Source organism: Methanothermobacter sp. KEPCO 2, from assembly GCF_041228365.1.
GTDB classification, from domain to species: domain Archaea; phylum Methanobacteriota; class Methanobacteria; order Methanobacteriales; family Methanothermobacteraceae; genus Methanothermobacter; species Methanothermobacter marburgensis.
Genome location: NZ_CP166185.1, coordinates 1,515,240 through 1,532,404, shown reverse-complemented (window position 1 = coordinate 1,532,404; position 17,165 = coordinate 1,515,240). Strand labels below are relative to the sequence as shown.

Below are 17,165 nucleotides of genomic sequence, written 5' to 3'. Positions count from 1 at the left end.
CCGGTGGGTGACACCGCTGGGAGTGGTCAAGCACCTCCCCTTCACAGTAAGCAGATATCAGTCGTCCGGGGACCTGTAGATTACACCATCCCGTATAACCCACTGAATATTCCCAGGGTCTGAAAGTTTCTCAATCTCATCCACCGGATCTGCATCGGTTATGACAATATCCGCGATCTTACCCCTATCCAAAGTTCCTATACGGTCCTCCCAGCCCATGCACTCTGCTGCATGCACAGTTCCAGCCCTCAATGCTTCCAGTGGCTCCATTCCGATTTCTGTGAGATAAGAGAGTTCCATGAGATTTCTTCCATGTTCAATAACCCCTGAATCGGTTCCCATGACCATCCTCACCCCCTTTTCATGGGCTGTTTCCATGTTGTCCCTGTGGACCCTGGCGACTTCAATGGCGTCCTTTCTGCTGTATTCTGGGAGTTCACCGCGCATTGCCCTTCTGCAGTTAAGGCGGGTCACAAGGAATGTTGGTACAAGGTAGACACCCCTTTCAGACATCTCAGCTGCTGTTCTTTCATCGATGTATGTGCCATGTTCAACAGAATGCACACCCGCCCTCAGGGAGTTCCTTATCCCCTGGAGTCCATGTGCATGGACCATCACCCTTTTTCCTCTGAATGATGCCTCCTCCACCACCGCAGCAAGTTCCTTAACCGTGAACTGTGTGTCCGATGGTGAGTCGGTACTGCTCATGACACCACCGGTTGCCATGACCTTCACAACATCTGCGCCTGCCCTGAGGACCTCACGGGTCTTTTTCCGCACATCAGGGACGCCATCACAGATACCTGAGGGAAGACCGGGGTATGTTCGCTCAATGTTCATCCCTGAGCGGGTGTGGAAGTCAAAGTGTCCCCCGGTCACTGACAGGGGTGTGACACTTATCTGCATGTGGGGTGACTGGATCATGTGGGCTTCAGAGGCCATTCTGACGCCCAGATCAGCCAGTCCCGCATCCCTTACCGTTGTAACACCCGCATGGAGTGTCTTCCTCATGTTCTCAAGTGCCCTGTAGAAGTAGAGTGAGAGGGGATCCTCAAGTTTGCTCTCCACCCTGAATCCATCCTCCATGATATGCACATGGAGGTCTATGAACCCTGGTAAAATGAAGCTGTCTGAGGCGTCAACCACATCAACGCCTTTTACGTGTCTCTCAACAGACGCTATTTTTCCGTTATCGATCAGAATGTGTCTTCTCTCATGATCCCCTGATTCAAGGTCCACAAGTTCCCCCTTTACCGCGAACCTCATTGGAACACCTGTTATAATAATATGAAACTCAAGAAAATTATATATTTTGATTGGAACCTATTTAATATATGAGAGGGGGTGATATTACGGCTCTTATCTCATTCCTTGTTGATGAAGAAGGGCAGGGTGCAGCCGAGTACATCCTCCTCTTTGGGGGTGTGATCGTTATTTCAATTGTGGCGATACTGATTTACAGGTCATACTTCCAGAGAAGCGCTCTGAACTCTGCACAGGATATTCAGGATGTCAGGAAAAATATTAATGGCTCAGATGCGGCTAAAAATGCCAGTGCAAATAATTCAACATCCCCGGGGCCTGTTCCCGAACCAAAACCCATAGAACCACCGGGCAAACCCATAAAGCCACCAGTGGTTCCACCTGTTGAACCCAACCCCACAATATAGGTGTGTTATATTGATTGAAGATGAAGCAGGACAGTCATCATCAGAATACATCCTGCTATTTGGGGCCATAATAGTGGTTGCGATCCTGGCACTTGTGATCTACAGGTCATACTTCCAGAGAAGCACTCTAAACTCTGCACAGGATACCGCTGAGGTTCGAAATAATACTGATACAGGAGACACTGGAGGGGGTGGTTCTCCTCCTGTAAACAACAGTTCAGAGCCGCCTGTGCCACCATCAGTCCCCTGATCTGCTATCATACCATGTGATGATGGATGCTGCCATCACCGCCCCTGCAATGTTCATGGAAAGATCCCTCATGGTATCAGAGTAGAGGATGGCGGATGGCTCATAGTAGACCACATAGCCCGTGATCTCATATAAGAGACAGGAAAGAACCGCTACTGATACCATGAATGCAAGTCCATCCCACCTATCCAGCTTCTCAAGTGTACCCTCAAGAACCAAGGATGCCGCGAGGGCAGCCAGGGCCCCTGCAATGAAGTGTTCAGCCATATTAACTGCTACAGGGTCCATGAGGGCCACTGAAAACTTCAGTGCAAGTTCAGCTGGAGGGTAGAGTATCGCCGCAATATAAAGTGCCTCTTTTTTAGTGGATCTTTTGGCGAATCCTGAAATTAAGAGGAATATGATAAGGCCTGCTATGAGTTTAAATCTGAGGTAGGGCACCGACCCTGCAATTAGAAATGCTGCCGTCCACACTGCGAAAAAAACTGATAAGTATTTCCTGTCCATTTAATGGTCCCCTGTCCTGGAATAACAGATTGCATCCTGTCTCATGCCAAAGATTATATATCGCTGCAAATGTCCTGGAATAACAGATTGCATCCTGTCTCATGCCAAAGATTATATATCGCTGCAAATTTATTATCTGTGGGTGATCGGTAATGGAATTGAGATTCAGCTGGAAGGCAGTTGCTGCAGGCATATTACTAACGGCAGCCCTTGGACCCGTATTCAGATTTTTGTTTCCATCATTCACAGGTATCCTATCAATAATCGTGGCGACAGTGGTATGTGGTTACATTGCAGATAGTGAATATCCAGGCGGTGCCCTCAATGGGGCCATCATGGGGGCCGCCGTGGGATTGATAAATATCCTGATTGTTTACCTTAAAACCGGGGCAATGAATGCTGCCATTCTCTCAATACTCATCTACGCCCTTGCAGGGGATGTGAGTCTCGGGATACTCGGCGGGGCTTCAGGTAGCGTCCTGAGATCCGCCATTGAATCATGATCATGTATGGTGGGTGTAACCCCTAGACCCTGATTTTCCCCTCAACCGCGTCCACCTCAACCTCCACTGAATCTTCTAGCATTTGAAAAAGATCGGCCTCTGGCCTGTCAACCATGGGTATCCCTGCCATTATGGCTCCAGTGGCGATTATTGGCTCTGCATTTGAACATATTATGGCTGCTGGCGCCGTTCCATTCTTTGACATCTGGAATATGACATAGGATCCAACCGTTGAACCCTTGCCACCAGGTATCACAAGGACCTTCCCTCTCATGCTCCTGCCGTGCAGGGGGTGCCTGGGGTCAATAACGGTACCTGTCCCCGGGTCAACACCGCCAAGGAAACTCAGGGGCTTATCTGAAATGATCACAGGACCCCTTCCCCTTCCCCTTGAAATGATTCTGCAGCTGATCTCCAAATTAACCATCTCCATAATATCTAACACTTCAGGCAACGTCCTTCTTCATTATCTCCCTTAAAACAGAGGTTGCATAGCATCCCTTCGGTATTGAAAACTCAACTGTGATCCCCTCAGGGTTTAGGGAGGCCGAAACATCCCATATCCTGAACCTTATGGCCCTCCTCATGCCATGACTCCCAAGCTTAGGGACCTCTATGGAGTTGAAGGCAGGGAGTGAAACGCCCTCCTCCTCCAGTATCCTCCTCTCGATCTCACCGGGTTTTCCATCTGCCAGTGGCACCTTGCTACCGTAGAGTGGAGCTGTTGGGTGTGCCTCAAAGTTGATGATCATCTCCTCCACCTTCCCTGGATCCGGGTCATGGATTATGTGCTGCTCATTGTCTATTATGATGTCACCCTCAAGGTAGCTGTTTATGCCAAGAGCCGCCCTCTCACTGACCACCCTGTTGAATAGGTAGGACTGGTATGCATGGACGAACATCCTCTTGAGGGGCTTGGGGAGTGCATGTACCGCGGTTATATAGGATTTTTCAGAGAGTTCTCCCTTTCTGAGATCCCTGATGAGGACCCTGAGCATCATCCTCTCATACCTGAGGGAGGCCGGCATGAGTTCATATGCACCCTCAAGGTCCCCCATATCATATGCCCGTCTCGCCCGGGATACAATCTCGGATTCACCCTCAATTGGGTTTCCAATATAGGTGTCCACCGCGCCCTTCACATCACCATGCACCAGTGCCCTGCCAACGAGGTGTGTGATTGCCCTGGGGCTTCCGAATCGCTGCCATCCATAGTAATTTGGAACACCCTTCTCCTGAAGCTCAGCCAGGGTCTCCCGGGTCTTCTCAAGGGGTTCATCAGCTTCAGGGTCCCTTATGAGAATCCTGAATCTGTTGCCCCTTAGCTGGCCCATTCTGAGCTTTTTTTCATTGGATGTTACCTTCAGGAACCTGACATTCCTGATTCGGTCCTCTATTCCCTTAACGTCCTCGGGATCTGTGTTGCTGACGCATATCCACTGCCTGGTTACCGCGTTCCTGTCCTTCATCCCTGCAAATCCCATTCTCCTCCGGTCAAGGTGCAGTTCCCTTGCAATGTCCAGAAGGACATCCAGGGTTGTCCTGTCCTCCTTCTCCATCCATATCCAGGTGTTGGGTCCGCTTCCGCTTGGCTCCATGAGCGGTAATTCCTCAACCTGGAAGTCCCTGTTATGCACCCTGATCCTTCCACCAATTCCCTCTGTTGATGTGACGTAGGTTTCTGCGTTAAGCATGATTGTACCCCAAACTGGAGGCTGAAATTGACTTCTATCCAGCGCTATCTTCTATCAACTATGCGTTTTGGTCTTCCCTTGACCCTGTAGAATTCAAGCTCCCCTGGACCTGTGAAGTTGAACAGTATCTCAAAAAGGCCCTCTGTATATGCCTCGTAGAGTTCTCTCTTATATTTGAAGAAGGCCCTTATAAAGTTCTCCCTTACTATATCCATGGCACAGTTTTCAGGGTCCTCACACTCCAGTGACACCCTCATTGTTATTGGCCCCTCATCCTCATCGCCATAGAGGAAGGCCTCGTATTCACCTGTTAGATAATCCATATTCTCCCTCTGGAACACCGCTGCCTCAACATCGACCCTGTTGAAGGGGTGTCCTGCAACCCAGAAGGTCTCGGCCTCCCTTTCAGGGTTCATTATCCTCATATGGGTCCTTCCACATTTGCACCTATCCCTTGAGATTACAACCGTGGTGTCCTCGGTGTCATAGTTGAGGAGGAGGGTTCCTGTTTTCTCACCGACAGGAAGGAGTGTTGTGAGGACTATTCTTCCGCACTCCCCATCATCAACAAAGTCCCTCATGGCTGGATCATAGACGTCCAGGTGCACCAGGTCCTCCGGGACATGCAGGCCCTCCTTGACGTGGCATTCGCCGCACATGGTACCCTCGGTGCTTCCATAGGTGTTGTAGACTTCAACGCCCCATACTTCCTCCACGTACTCCCTTGATTCGGGTGCGAAGCTTTCGCCGCCTGCAACCAGTCTCCTTATACTTGACTCCCTGGGGTCAAGTCCCTGTTCCTTCATGCGCCTCGCAAGCCTCAGCAGTTTGAATATGCTTGCAACTATACCTGTGGGACGGTAGCTCTCTATTATCCTCACAGGAAAGGTGCATTTGCCCTCAGGGATTATGGTCATCCCTATCTTCTGTGCTGCGAGGGTCATGGTATTTGCACCCACATTCATGCCGTAGGAGGCACATACAACCACCCTGTCACCCCTCTCAAATCCCTGGGATACGAATGACCTTGCGTACTTCTCTGCGTACCTCTGCCAGTCCCCCCATGTGAGGAAGAAGGACTTCGGCCTTCCACTGGTACCGCTGGTCTCATGTATGGTGTATATATCCTCCCATGGGGCGCATCTGAATTCGAAGTCATCCCTTTCAGGGGGCTGGTTTTCCCTAACGGTTTCACCGGTTATTATCGGGAGTTCCCTGAGGTCCTCATGGCTCCTTATATCTGAGGGCCTGATACCGTTTTTCCTGAACCATTTACTGTAGAATGGGGAGTTCTCGTAGGCATAGTTCACGGTATACCTTATCCTCTCCTCCACGAGGGCGTCCAGGTCCTCCCGTTCCATGGTCTCTATTTCAGGGTTGAAGTAGTTCCCCATGACAAGCACACCTCCAGTTATTAGATTGGAGTGCATGGGATAAAGTTTTAATGTGTTCATGATGCTGAATCATGGGGAAGTCATACTGCAGTTATAAGTGTCAGTGGACCATCATGACATGATGAGAAATATTTGAAGGCCCCTAAATCCCTTCAAAACTGAAAATGGATGCCCTGACCGGGACTTGAACCCGGGTAATAGGATCCGCAGTCCTACGTGATATCCGCTACACTATCAGGGCAAAATGAGATCAATAAAAGATTGGGCAATCAACTATTAATATTTTTCCATACCAGCAGTCATCTCCACACATAAAGCCTGAAGATCACAGTGCCCCGGCAGGCCACCGCGGTATCTATGTCTTCTGCATCCCCCATTGAACCGCGGGAGGCAACTGTAACCTCTCCTGAACCGTTATCCATGGTCAGATTGTAGTTCATCCCCTCAAGGGTCCCGTTGAGGAACCCTGATGCAGCTGTAGCATTGGGGGACTCTGCAAGTTCCTCAAGCAGCGGTTTATCTGCAGGGTAGGATGCCATTGCATCAAGGACATCTGAAGCTTCCGAGGAATCATCAAAGGGAGCTGTGCCGGTGTTGAGAACTGATGCCGCCAGTATGAAGACCACTGCAAGTCCAAGGACCGCGTCCAGGGTTGATATGTAGCCCCCATCATCCATATGGACACCATTCACTTCCCTATGAGTTTAACGACCATGTCCTTCTTCTCTATGGCCCTCCTTGCGGCCTCCTCAACCCTCCTCTTCATCTCCTCAAAGTCCTGGGGTGTTTCGTCACCAACCATCTTCTTTATCTGTGTGTAGGCGGCCTCACGGAAGAGGGGTCTAAGCTCCTTCATCTCACCATCCCCTATGAGGAGGGGAATACCGGAATCGGTGACCCTTCCCACCTCGGCTATGGGGACACCTGCACCTTCAACTGCCCTTATGATATCATTGGAGACATCCTCAGGTGCTATTATCATGAGGGAGTCAATTGACACCCCCAGGGGGTCAATTTCAAGATCCTCAAGCATTTCAAGTACCCTTGGGTTTACCATTGACCTCACAGCCTCGGCATCAAATTCAAGGCCCACCCCGGTGGTTGATGATATCTCATGGGCATCGCCCCTGAGCCCGCCATTTGTGACGTCGGTCATTGCATGGATCACCTCAAGGAGCCCTGCCTCCATTATGGCCCCGGATGCCCTTATGAAGTTCACATCAAGGGTCTCCCATACAACGTCAAAGAGTCCATGGTAGATGGCGGCTGTTGTGATGGTACCCCCTCCTGAGCCCTCTGTAAGGAGTATAACATCACCTGGCTCTGCCCTCTTCCTGGCCGTTGGGGGTGTCTCTGAAACCCCAATGGCGCCCACCGCACTCACTAGCCTGTCACCGAGGACCATATCGCCACCAACCCTCAGTGTGCTTCCTGCAACCACGGGTACATCAACCAGTTCTGAGACCGCCGCTACACCCGCTGTGAAGTCAAAGAGTTTGCCAACATCACCATCATCTGCTAGGTGCAGGTCGCTTATGAGTGCAACTGGCCTGGATCCCATGACGCAGACATCCCTCAGGGCGGCCCTTGTAACATGGAAGCCCCCCAGGAAGGGGTACTCGCTGAGCCTGGAGTGGATTCCGTCAACGGCGGTTGTTATATAGACTTCCCCCTTATCGGTGTCTGTCCTTACAACACCGCCATCATCCTGGGCCTCGGGATTTATGAATGCCCCGGTTTCTGTGCTTGATACTATATCAGCGATTTTCCTGTGGACAAAGAAGTCCCCTTCTCCCCGGGATCCCACACCCATCTCGCCCATTCCAACACCGGCGAGGGGATACGATATTATCTCCCTCAATCCATCATCCAGGCCATCCGTCCCAAGTGTATTTCTCACCTCATATATCACCGCATCAGCCATCCTCAGGGACCTCTCGGTGTCGATATCCTTGAATTCCCGTATACGATCCGCCAGGATGCTTCGCAGGGATTCCTCGTCCATGTGGTCTATGTTGCGCCTTACAAATCCCTCTATGTCCATTAAAATTTACCCCCTGATTATTTCCCTGAAGTTTCTCAGGATATCCAGCCCCGCCTCACCGCTCTTTTCAGGGTGGAACTGGGTTGCATATACGTTATCTGCCTCAATAGCCGCTGTCATCTCAATACCATACTCGGTTGTTGCCGCCACAACGTCCTCTGCCGGTTCTGCATGGTATGAGTGGACAAAGTAGAAGTACTCATCCTCCACGCCTTCAAGGAGCGGGGAGTCCCTCCTGGAAACCAGCTGGTTCCAGCCCATATGCGGCACCTTGTTTCCGGGGGGTATCCTCACCACCCTGCCGGGTATCACATCAAGTCCCCTGACACCCGGTGATTCCTGGCTCTCGGATAGGAGAACCTGGAGTCCCAGGCATATGCCCAGGAAGGGTTTGCCATCCTCTATGTTCCTGATTATTGTGTCCCTTAAATTCTCAAGTTTATCCATTGCACTTCCAAAGGCCCCCACCCCTGGAAGCACGAGGGCCTCTGAGTCATTGATGGATTCTGGACTTGATGTTACCTGAACCTCGGCCCCTATCTTCCTGAAGGCGTTGGAGATGCTCCGGAGGTTCCCGCTTCCATAGTCTATGATGGCTATCAATGGATCACCTGGTATAGTAGTCCTTCACCCTGACGGTGTCATCGAGGTGCGGCGTTGATACCTCATGGAGTACCGTGTTCTCCATTGCCACGATGGAGTGTTTCTCACCGGGCTCAATTCTGATGGTGTCGTTCTTGCTGAAGTACTCCTTCCTGTCCTGAAATTCAATGTACCCTGAGCCAGATATTATGTACATGGTCTCATCCTTCTTCTCATGGTAGTGGAAGGATGTTCTGTAGCCCTCCCTTATGAATAGCTCCTTTGTGAGGTACTTCTCCGTGTTTATGAGTACCTTCTCATAGCCCCAGGGCTTGTCCTCCCTGTTGCGGTACTCCTTACGTATCTCCTCCAGCTCCTTGGAGGTGTCTATTGCCATCCAGAAGAGGCCGTCCTCCCGGTAGTAGCCGAGTTTGTTTTCACTGGCCATGAGAGGGAAGAGTGTTTTTTCAATATCACCTGACTCGAAGTCCCCGAAGTCCAGCTGCCCCTTGGAGAAGTACACACCTGCATTTATGTAATAGTCGAGGAGTGGTTTCTCCCTGAAGCTGATTATCTTGTCCCCGCTGAGTTCCACTATACCGTAGGGTGACTGCATCTTGGTTATGAAGATTGTGAGGGGGTAATCGGACATCTCCCCGAGGTGTATCATCTTCCTTATGTTCAGGTCTGCCACCACATCCCCGTTGCGTATTATGCACTGTTTATCTCCATCGATGGCCTCCATACCCAGCCTTATTGCGTTTAGTGTTCCCAGGGGTTTCTCCTCCCTCACATATTCCAGTTTAAGTCCCTTGTACTCATCACCATACCTCTCCTCTATCTTATCCCCAAGGAACCCTGTGAGGAGGTAGGTCTTCTTTATACCTGCATTTTTAAGGTCAAAGAGCTGTTTATCCAGGATGGTGTAGCCCTCTTTTATTTCTATGAGTGGTTTGGGTATCTTCTCGGTTAAAGGTCTCAGTCTCTTTCCAAATCCTCCGCAGAGTATCATTCCAACGGTTTCAGCCAATTAAATCACCTTCTCAATGTTTCTCCTCAGGGCATCTCCAAAGTCTGATGCAACGGTGGTGCTCTGTCCCAGGGTCCGTGCATGTGCATCCAGTTCAGCCACCACATGGGTGTATCCTATCTTTCTTAGTGGTTCCACGAGCCTCGGCCCGTCTGTAACGGCGACGGATTCCAGTTCCAGTTCCTCAACCGGCAGGGCATGGGGAACACCTGATACGACTGCAAATTCTATTTTCTCATCCCCCAAGATCTTCGCTGCCCTTTCACCTGTTACCGGGTATTCGTCAAGGCCCCCTGTTATGAAATCAACACGGTTGCCTGCCCCCTCAATTTCCGCAAGTATGTTCGCTGCATGTCTGCGTATCCTTGGAAGACCCGTCTTCCTGTCAAGATTTGCAATTATAAGAGGATGGTTATCAGGATTTACTGAGTCAAATGGAAGTGTCAGGGGATCTGCAAATAGGTATGATGTCTCCTTCTTGGCGTTAAGCACAAATGCAACTCTTTCACCATCCTTTATGGCCTCGATAACCCTTAATGCCACCTCATCCTTATCATCACCATATGAGGGGCGTATGTAGTCGCCCTGTGCCATTCCCCTCGTCTTCTCAATCTCAGTTGCAAGTTTGAGCATCTCTATCTGCCTTTCGGCCTCCTCATGGGGGATTATTCCCTGCTCTGCAGCCGCCTCAAGGACTATTATGGCCCCCTCGGTGTTGTCACCCTCACCGAATCCCCCATGGGATTCAACCGTCAGGACCCTTGCAGGTATGTCTGCCCTCTGAACCGCCTCCCTGAGGTCCTCGCCTATTATCATGCTGGCGCAGGTTCCAACAACACCCACAAGTTCAGGTGAAAACATCTCATGGGCCTTTCTGAGTGTCTCTGCCAGTTTATCAGAGGCCCCGAATATGAAGTCCTGCTCTGACATTGCAGTGGTCAGCACCCTGACCCCGTCGGTTTCAAGGAGCCTTCCTGTTCTGAAGCAGCACCCATGGGGGCCATGGAGGATTATAACGTCAGCATCAAGGTCTCTGAGTGTGTAGAGTGATGCTGCTATTGGGCTGGGTCTTGGATGCAAATTCTCTCACCTCATAGTTCATATGGACTGATTGATATCCATCAACACAGCGGGTTCTCACACCCCACAGTTCATATCCATGGACTGATTGATATCCATCAACACAGCGGGTTCTCACACCCCACAGTTCATATCCATGGACTGATTGATATTCATTTAAGTCAAATTAGTATATAAGGATGGTTACCATGATCATAGATAACCCTCTGATGGGAATATACCTTGAAAGACCCAACAGGTTCACCATGGTTGTTGATGTGGGTGGTGAGAGAAGGCTGGCCCACCTTAAAGATCCAGGTAGACTAAAGGAGCTTCTTATACCTGGAAATGATGTTATCGTTAGAAAAGCCACTGGAAAAGAAAGGAAAACCGAGTTTGATGTTATAGCACTCAGAAGGGGGGATGAGTGGGTCCTTGTAAATTCCGGTTTCCACAGTGACATCGCAGCCAGCCTTATAGAATCAGACCTTGTTGACGAATTCGGGGGTTTCAGGGTGAAAAAAAGGGAGTACAGATTTGGAAGAAGCAGAATTGATTTCCTTCTCTCATCAGAAACTGAAGAAATGCTTGTTGAGGTTAAGGGCTGTACCCTTGTAAATGGTGAGGTGGCACTCTTCCCTGATGCCCCCACAGTGAGGGGAAGGAGGCATGTTGAGGAGCTTGCATCTGCGCTCTCCATTGGCTATAAAAGCAGCGTCCTTTTCCTGGTTTTTGGTGAAAATGCACGTTATTTCTCACCAAATATTGAAATGGACCCTGAATTTTCATATGCACTGAAAGAAGCCCATGCTAAAGGTGTGAATGTGATAGCATATTCCTTCCGCACAGTTCTTGACGATTCTGTACGTGTTGAGCCCCTGAGGCAGATACCTGTTATATGGCCGTAATTCCAGTGATCATGACCCGATGTATTCCATCAGGCGATCTATCTCATGGTTTTTCCCTATCCCAAGGATTATATCACCCTCTTTGAATACATAATCCCTGGGTGGGTCTATTATGAGTTCATCGCCCCTTCCCACACCAATTACTATCACACCAGTCTTCTCATGGATGTCCGCGTCAAGGACCGAAATGCCCTCAATGGGACTTTCAGGGGGCACCGGGACTTCAACCATCCTCCTTGTGGATCCCTCTGCAAGGACGTCCTGTACAAACATGGCCTCATAGCCATCGTCGATGCTTTTTGACATGAGCCTGCCCGATATAACAAATGGCGAGATTACCTGGTTGGCACCGGCCATCCGTATCTGCTCGATGTTCTCATAGCGTTCGGCCTCGGCTATTATCCTAACAGTGGAGTCGATCTTCCTTATTCCCAGTATGCAGTGTATGGTCTCTGAATCAGACCCCATGTCCACTATAACAGCCCGTGCACCCTTCACATTGGCCTTTTCAAGGTCAGATATCCTTGTTGGGTCTCCATGCACAAAGTTAGCACCATTCTTGATGACCGTCTTCCTGACACCCTCATCCTCAGCGAGCACAAAGACCTCGCTTCCACCGAGCTCCCTCAGGCACTCGAGTGTGCTCTCACTCCACCCGCATATAACCACATGTTTTGATTTAACCACATCTATCAGCCCCATAAGCCTCATCTGCTGTCTCTTTATCAGGAATTCAAGGAGTGTCTCAACTGCAATGGCAAATGTCCCTATACCCAGGACTATGAGGGTCACGGTGAAGTACATCCCCAGTGGTGTTGATGGGCTGTAGTCCCCATAACCCACGGTCCCTATGGTCACGAAGGTCCAGTAGAATGAGACCGTCCATGATTCACCCTCAATGAAGTGGAAACCGAGGGTTCCGTAGGCGATGACCGCTGCTGCAAGGAGGAATATCCGCGCAGCAGGGACCCTCATAACCCGTGGGAGGTGTTTCCTTATTATCTCAACTATGAGCACCATTTACATTACCCTGCCCTTTATGGGGTTCCGCGCCTTGTGAAGAATATGTATGCCAGAACCACCACAACAATCAGAACAATTACAATAGCTGCAAACAGCCACCAGCCACCGAAGCCCCCATCATCGTCATCATCATCGTCAATATCGGTTTTGAGCCTCTTTGATGAACCCTTAAATCCGCTGAATCCACCCCTCTTGATTGTGGGTTTCATGGGATCTGAGTCGTATGCAGCGCATGCTTCAAGGGCGCCGGCAAGAAATACCATCAAAAGTATAAGTGCAATCCATCTCATTCAGGCACCTCCTCTGCAATACGTTTCTAATTTGCATTATTAAAAAATTTCTGAAAGAGTCCTGATAGCCAGATTATGATTAAGTTCCGAGTCTCATCTCTGAGGAAAAATATCTGATCAACCAAACCTCCTCTGAATTAACTTCCTCGCCTCATCTGTAAGAAAAACCAGTGGAGCAAAGAGGATGATCATCAGCCATTCAACCGGTTTCAGTGGCTGTGTCCCGAAAACCGGCTGCAGTGGGGGCAGATATATGACCATCAGCATCACAATGACCGCAAATATCATGCCGGCGGGTATCCACCTGTTCCTCAGAAGCCCCACCTTCAGTGCTGAGGAGCGGGTGGTCTGTGATGAGAGGAGATTGCCCATCTGGGCCATCACTATACCTGCAAAGACCACAGTTGTGGCCCTCATGTAGAGGGGGTCATCTGCTGGGAGGCTCTGGCCTGGCACCCATCCTCCCCCTGAGAGCACAAGGAAGTATGCCATCATCACAAGAAATGCCTCAATGGATCCTGTGAACAGGTACCCCCTGAGGAGGACCTCAAGGTTAAGTAGTCTCTCCCTAACCGGTCTTGGTGGCCTCTGCATCACATCAGATTCAGGTGGAGATCTTCCCAGGGCAAGGGCAGGTAGTGTATCTGTACCGAGGTCTATTGCAAGTATCTGCATTATTGTTATGGGTAGGGGTATTCCAAAGAGTACCATAAGGACAAATGGGACTATCTCTGCGGTTTCATGTGAAAATATGTAGGTTATGAATTTTCTTATGTTCTCATATACCGTTCTGCCCTCCCTCACCGCAGTTACAATGCTTGCAAAGTTGTCATCGGCGAGTACTATGTCAGCGGCTTCCTTTGCAACGTCGGTGCCGCTACCCATTGCAACGCCAATATCTGCCTTTCTGAGGGCGGGGGCATCATTTACCCCATCCCCTGTCATTGCAACTATCTCCTCGGCGCCCTCAAGGACCGATGCTATCCTCATCTTGTGTTCAGGGACTGCCCGGGCAAATATTATGTTCTCCTCCTCAGAGAGTATCCTTAAAAGTTCAGGGTCTTCCATTTCATCCAGTTCCCTTCCCTTTATCACCCTGTAGCTGTCGCCCTCTATGATTCCGAGTTCCTTTGCTATGGCTGCTGCTGTTAGACCGTAATCCCCGGTTATCATTATTATCCTTATACCTGCAGTTCTGCACTGCCTCACAGCCTCCTTCACACCCTCCCTGGGAGGGTCATGCATTGCAGCCATTCCAACCAGTGTCAGTTCCCTTTCAACATTCTCTGGCGTGTAATCCTCAAGGTCCTCCGGGAGTTCCCTGTAAGCGAATGCGAGTACCCTGAGACCCTCAGAGGCCATTCTGTCATGTATCTCTATGATCTTCCTTTTTTCATCATCGTCCAGTGGTCTGGGTCTCCCATCCACTGATATCCTCTCGGATAGATCTATTATCTTTTTTGGGGCCCCCTTGACGTAGGCCACCCTTTTACCTGATTTTTGATGGATGGAGGTCATCGACTTTCGCTTTGAATCAAAGGGGAGCTCCATTACCCTGGGCATCCTTTTAAGTTCCCCCTCAAGGTCAAAGCCTATCTTCTCTGCGGCCACGAGGAGTGCGCCCTCTGTTGTGTCCCCAATCACGTGCCAGCCCTTTTCGTCTCTAACAAGTTTTGCGTCGTTGCAGAATGACGCCGCCCTCATGAGGAGCCTTATCTCCCTTACCTCCCGGTAGGTTACGGGTTTTCCATTGCAGAGAAATTCCCCTTCTGGCCTGTATCCTGAACCTGTGACCTCCACGACCCTGTAGGGTATCCAGATCTTTCTTACTGTCATCTCACCCCTTGTCAGGGTCCCTGTCTTATCTGTGCAGATTATTGTTGTGGATCCCAGGGTCTCTACACTGGAGAGTCTCTTCACAAGGGCGTTCTCCCTGGCCATCTTCCTTGCTGATGCTGCAAGCGCCAGGGTTACGCTTGGTAGAAGGCCCTCAGGTACATTTGCAACCATGAGCCCTATTGCAAAGATCAGCGCAGTCTCGAGGGGTAGTTTAACAATGTAGAGGTTGACTGCAAAAAGAACGATGCCCATTGAAACTGCGAGAATGCTTATGATACTGGCAGCCCGGGATATCTGCCTCTGGAGGGGGCTTTGCTCCTCCCTTACCTCCTGTGTCAGGGATGCTATCCTGCTGAATTCTGTATCCCCTCCTGTTGCAAATACTATGGCCTTTCCTGTCCCTGATACCACCTGTGTACCTGCAAATACGATGTTATCGATATCTATGTAATTATCGAATTTTTCAACTGGATGGGATACCTTTCTGACAGGCTTTGATTCGCCTGTGAGGGTGGATGCGTCAATCTTAAGCTGGCTGGATTCAACAAGCCTTGCATCTGCCGGGACCGTGTCACCCTCCTCCAGAAGGATGAGGTCACCGGGAACCACCTCAGCCGCCGGGATCACAGTTTCATCTGAACCCCTCAGAACCTTAACCATAACCGGCAGAATATCCCTTAGGGCCTCTGCAGCCTTCTCGGCCTCATATTCTTGCCAGAAACTGAAGACCGCGTTTATGATTATTACAAGTACAATCGCAACTGCAAGCTGGGTGTTGCCTGTGATGAGTGACAGGGCAGCTGATACCCAGAGCAGGATGGCCAGGACATTGTAAAGGTTGGAGAGAAAGAGAAGTATGTGTGGTTTACCCCTGACCTCCTCAAGTTCGTTGGGGCCATATTTCTTAAGGCGTCTTTCAGCCTCCGGGGGGTCAAGGCCAGAGGGTGACGTCTCAAGTCTCCTGAAAACATCTTCCTCATGAAGCTCGTGTATACCCCCCATCGTCCTCACCATCAATTACACTTGAAACTGACCACTCAATTTAATAACTTTCAGTAATATCATGATTTCCTGCAGCATACTATTCATGCAGCAAATACCACGCCACTTACACTTGAAACTGACCACTCATTTTATTAATTTTGTGTAATACTATCTGCTGCATATTATGCTTATTATGTCCCCGTCCTCAAGTTCATGGTCCGCAGCAACCCTCATCCCCTTCCTTGCATCCACCGCATGCATGAAGGAATCCCCTATCTCGGTGTGTATCAGGTAGGCGAGGTCCCTGGGGCCTGAACCACGGGGAACCAGGAGTGCGTCAGGGAGAACGTTGCCCCTCTGATCCGTGAAGTGGTGTTCATCCTCAACCGGGAAGACAACTATCATGTCCAGGAGATCAAATACCGCCCTGTTGATTGCCTCCTGGACACCGGTGCTTCCATAGACCTCAAGGACGTTTTCACGGATATACTCAAGGGCCGCCCTCTGCCTGTCGGTGAGCCCTAATCCATCAATGATCTCAAAGTCCCCTGCACCTGGAGTGTAATTAATAAACCCTGCCTCTGATGCCCTCCTTAGGGCAAGTTCGGCCTCTGCAGATGCCGGCACCACATGGGGGTAGGAATCCATGAGGCGTTCAATGTTTTTCCGCGCCTCTGGAATATCGGCCTTGTTTGCAACTATTAACATTGGCTTCGCTATCCTGAGGAGCTCGTCGAGAAACTCCAGGAGTTCATCCTTACCCCATGAGTAGATATCTGCCTCCACCTTCCTCGATGCCTCGATGATATCCTCGGGAGTTATCCCTGTACCTGAGAGCTGTTCATGGATTATACGATTCATATCAAGCTTCTCTGATGCTGCCTTCCTTAAAAGTCGGTCCCAGTTCTTCTCAAGGATGCCATAGAACCACATGGTTATTTCTTCCTCAAGGAACTGCACATCCTCCAGAGGGTCATGGCTCCCTGGCTCAACAGGCCTTCCCTCCTCGTCTGTTGAACCTGATGCGTCTATTACATGCAGAAATGCCCTGGCCTGTCTGAGATCATCCAGGAACTTATTTCCAAGGCCCCTGCCCTCATGGGCCCCCGGCACAAGACCCGCCACATCGATGAGTTCCACCGGGATCAGTCTGGTGCCATCAATGCATCGTGAGTTTTTGGGGTTGCACTGAACTCCAAGCTCCTGGCAGGGGCACCTGCAGGACGCATAGGCAACTGCATGATTGGCGTCGATTGTGGTGAATGGGTATGATGCCACCTCTGCCTCGGAGAGTGTGGCTGCATTGAAGAAGGATGATTTTCCAACGTTGGGTTTTCCTGTGACTGCAATCTGAATCATTGTTACCACATTAATAAATGGTCATGGAA

The 17,165-nt window shown here is 50.1% G+C and carries 16 protein-coding genes, 1 tRNA gene and 2 pseudogenes; 4 read left to right on the top strand and 15 right to left on the bottom strand.

Annotation, left to right across the window (positions count from 1 at the left end; translation table 11 throughout):
* Positions 1–57: 57 nt before the first annotated feature.
* Positions 58–1,266, bottom strand: coding sequence for an amidohydrolase family protein (locus tag AB9H23_RS08160; RefSeq protein ID WP_370004749.1), 1,209 nt, complete (start codon positions 1,264–1,266; stop codon positions 58–60).
* A gap of 68 nt (positions 1,267–1,334) precedes the next feature.
* Here AB9H23_RS08160 and AB9H23_RS08155 point away from each other — a divergent pair.
* Positions 1,335–1,541, top strand: a pseudogene (locus AB9H23_RS08155) (class III signal peptide-containing protein); the annotation flags it as partial.
* 136 nt (positions 1,542–1,677) lie between these two features.
* Positions 1,678–1,830: pseudogene (locus AB9H23_RS08150) on the top strand (class III signal peptide-containing protein); the annotation flags it as partial.
* Positions 1,831–1,908: 78 nt separating this feature from the next.
* On the opposite strand, the gene AB9H23_RS08145 reads toward AB9H23_RS08150, so the two are convergent.
* Entirely contained in the window at positions 1,909–2,427 is a 519-nt protein-coding gene (locus tag AB9H23_RS08145) for a hypothetical protein (protein WP_370004748.1), read from the bottom strand.
* 152 nt (positions 2,428–2,579) lie between these two features.
* On the opposite strand from AB9H23_RS08145, the gene AB9H23_RS08140 reads away from it, so the two are divergent.
* Positions 2,580–2,930, top strand: coding sequence for a DUF5518 domain-containing protein (locus tag AB9H23_RS08140; RefSeq protein WP_370004747.1), 351 nt, complete (start codon positions 2,580–2,582; stop codon positions 2,928–2,930).
* Positions 2,931–2,952: 22 nt separating this feature from the next.
* Here AB9H23_RS08140 and AB9H23_RS08135 read toward each other — a convergent pair whose 3' ends face one another.
* From AB9H23_RS08135 to cfbD, 9 genes are all read right to left on the bottom strand, one after another.
* Positions 2,953–3,357, bottom strand: a complete 405-nt coding sequence (locus AB9H23_RS08135; RefSeq protein ID WP_370004745.1) for a DUF126 domain-containing protein — start codon at positions 3,355–3,357, stop codon at positions 2,953–2,955.
* Positions 3,358–3,376: 19 nt separating this feature from the next.
* Entirely contained in the window at positions 3,377–4,624 is a 1,248-nt protein-coding gene (gene truD / locus AB9H23_RS08130) for a tRNA pseudouridine(13) synthase TruD (protein WP_370004743.1), read from the bottom strand.
* A gap of 44 nt (positions 4,625–4,668) precedes the next feature.
* Positions 4,669–6,018 (bottom strand): coenzyme F390 synthetase, encoded by a 1,350-nt coding sequence (gene ftsA, locus AB9H23_RS08125; protein ID WP_370004742.1) that lies wholly within the window; start codon positions 6,016–6,018, stop codon positions 4,669–4,671.
* Positions 6,019–6,187: 169 nt separating this feature from the next.
* A tRNA-Arg gene (locus tag AB9H23_RS08120) sits at positions 6,188–6,259 on the bottom strand.
* A 58-nt stretch (positions 6,260–6,317) separates the two neighbouring features.
* The gene (locus tag AB9H23_RS08115; RefSeq protein WP_370004740.1) at positions 6,318–6,695 is read right to left on the bottom strand and encodes a hypothetical protein; all 378 of its coding nucleotides are present in this window, start codon (positions 6,693–6,695) and stop codon (positions 6,318–6,320) included.
* An 11-nt stretch (positions 6,696–6,706) separates the two neighbouring features.
* The gene (locus tag AB9H23_RS08110; protein ID WP_370004738.1) at positions 6,707–8,062 is read right to left on the bottom strand and encodes an AIR synthase-related protein; all 1,356 of its coding nucleotides are present in this window, start codon (positions 8,060–8,062) and stop codon (positions 6,707–6,709) included.
* A gap of 6 nt (positions 8,063–8,068) precedes the next feature.
* A complete protein-coding gene (gene hisH, locus AB9H23_RS08105) occupies positions 8,069–8,665 on the bottom strand; it encodes an imidazole glycerol phosphate synthase subunit HisH (protein ID WP_370004736.1) in 597 nt (198 codons plus the stop codon).
* A gap of 4 nt (positions 8,666–8,669) precedes the next feature.
* A complete protein-coding gene (locus AB9H23_RS08100) occupies positions 8,670–9,674 on the bottom strand; it encodes a sugar phosphate nucleotidyltransferase (RefSeq protein WP_370004735.1) in 1,005 nt (334 codons plus the stop codon).
* The gene (gene cfbD, locus AB9H23_RS08095) at positions 9,675–10,754 is read right to left on the bottom strand and encodes a Ni-sirohydrochlorin a,c-diamide reductive cyclase catalytic subunit (RefSeq protein ID WP_370004734.1); all 1,080 of its coding nucleotides are present in this window, start codon (positions 10,752–10,754) and stop codon (positions 9,675–9,677) included.
* Between the two features lie 188 nt (positions 10,755–10,942).
* Between cfbD and sfsA the strand changes: the two genes are divergently transcribed.
* On the top strand, positions 10,943–11,641 hold the full coding sequence (gene sfsA / locus AB9H23_RS08090; RefSeq protein ID WP_370004733.1) for a DNA/RNA nuclease SfsA: 699 nt from the start codon (positions 10,943–10,945) through the stop codon (positions 11,639–11,641).
* Positions 11,642–11,650: 9 nt separating this feature from the next.
* On the opposite strand, the gene AB9H23_RS08085 is transcribed toward sfsA, so the two are convergent.
* From AB9H23_RS08085 to AB9H23_RS08070, 4 genes are all read right to left on the bottom strand, one after another.
* Entirely contained in the window at positions 11,651–12,661 is a 1,011-nt protein-coding gene (locus AB9H23_RS08085) for a TrkA family potassium uptake protein (protein WP_160322811.1), read from the bottom strand.
* A 17-nt stretch (positions 12,662–12,678) separates the two neighbouring features.
* Positions 12,679–12,954, bottom strand: a complete 276-nt coding sequence (locus tag AB9H23_RS08080; RefSeq protein WP_160322812.1) for a hypothetical protein — start codon at positions 12,952–12,954, stop codon at positions 12,679–12,681.
* Between the two features lie 117 nt (positions 12,955–13,071).
* Complete coding sequence (locus AB9H23_RS08075; protein WP_370004732.1) at positions 13,072–15,807, bottom strand: cation-translocating P-type ATPase; 2,736 nt, start codon at positions 15,805–15,807, stop codon at positions 13,072–13,074.
* A gap of 138 nt (positions 15,808–15,945) precedes the next feature.
* Positions 15,946–17,136, bottom strand: a complete 1,191-nt coding sequence (locus AB9H23_RS08070; RefSeq protein WP_370004731.1) for a redox-regulated ATPase YchF — start codon at positions 17,134–17,136, stop codon at positions 15,946–15,948.
* Between the last annotated feature and the right edge of the window lie 29 nt (positions 17,137–17,165).

Excerpts from the sequence above, each read along its gene's own strand:
- AB9H23_RS08110 (WP_370004738.1), bottom strand. The coding sequence starts at position 8,062 with ATGGACATAGAGGGATTTGTAAGGCGCAACATAGACCACATGGACGAG.
- ftsA (WP_370004742.1), bottom strand. The coding sequence starts at position 6,018 with ATGGGGAACTACTTCAACCCTGAAATAGAGACCATGGAACGGGAGGAC.
- AB9H23_RS08135 (WP_370004745.1), bottom strand. The coding sequence starts at position 3,357 with ATGGTTAATTTGGAGATCAGCTGCAGAATCATTTCAAGGGGAAGGGGA.
- AB9H23_RS08115 (WP_370004740.1), bottom strand. The coding sequence starts at position 6,695 with ATGGATGATGGGGGCTACATATCAACCCTGGACGCGGTCCTTGGACTT.
- AB9H23_RS08075 (WP_370004732.1), bottom strand. The coding sequence starts at position 15,807 with ATGGTGAGGACGATGGGGGGTATACACGAGCTTCATGAGGAAGATGTT.
- sfsA (WP_370004733.1), top strand. The coding sequence starts at position 10,943 with ATGATCATAGATAACCCTCTGATGGGAATATACCTTGAAAGACCCAAC.
- AB9H23_RS08070 (WP_370004731.1), bottom strand. The coding sequence starts at position 17,136 with ATGATTCAGATTGCAGTCACAGGAAAACCCAACGTTGGAAAATCATCC.
- AB9H23_RS08085 (WP_160322811.1), bottom strand. The coding sequence starts at position 12,661 with ATGGTGCTCATAGTTGAGATAATAAGGAAACACCTCCCACGGGTTATG.
- truD (WP_370004743.1), bottom strand. The coding sequence starts at position 4,624 with ATGCTTAACGCAGAAACCTACGTCACATCAACAGAGGGAATTGGTGGA.
- AB9H23_RS08145 (WP_370004748.1), bottom strand. The coding sequence starts at position 2,427 with ATGGACAGGAAATACTTATCAGTTTTTTTCGCAGTGTGGACGGCAGCA.
- AB9H23_RS08140 (WP_370004747.1), top strand. The coding sequence starts at position 2,580 with ATGGAATTGAGATTCAGCTGGAAGGCAGTTGCTGCAGGCATATTACTA.
- AB9H23_RS08160 (WP_370004749.1), bottom strand. The coding sequence starts at position 1,266 with ATGAGGTTCGCGGTAAAGGGGGAACTTGTGGACCTTGAATCAGGGGAT.
- AB9H23_RS08080 (WP_160322812.1), bottom strand. The coding sequence starts at position 12,954 with ATGAGATGGATTGCACTTATACTTTTGATGGTATTTCTTGCCGGCGCC.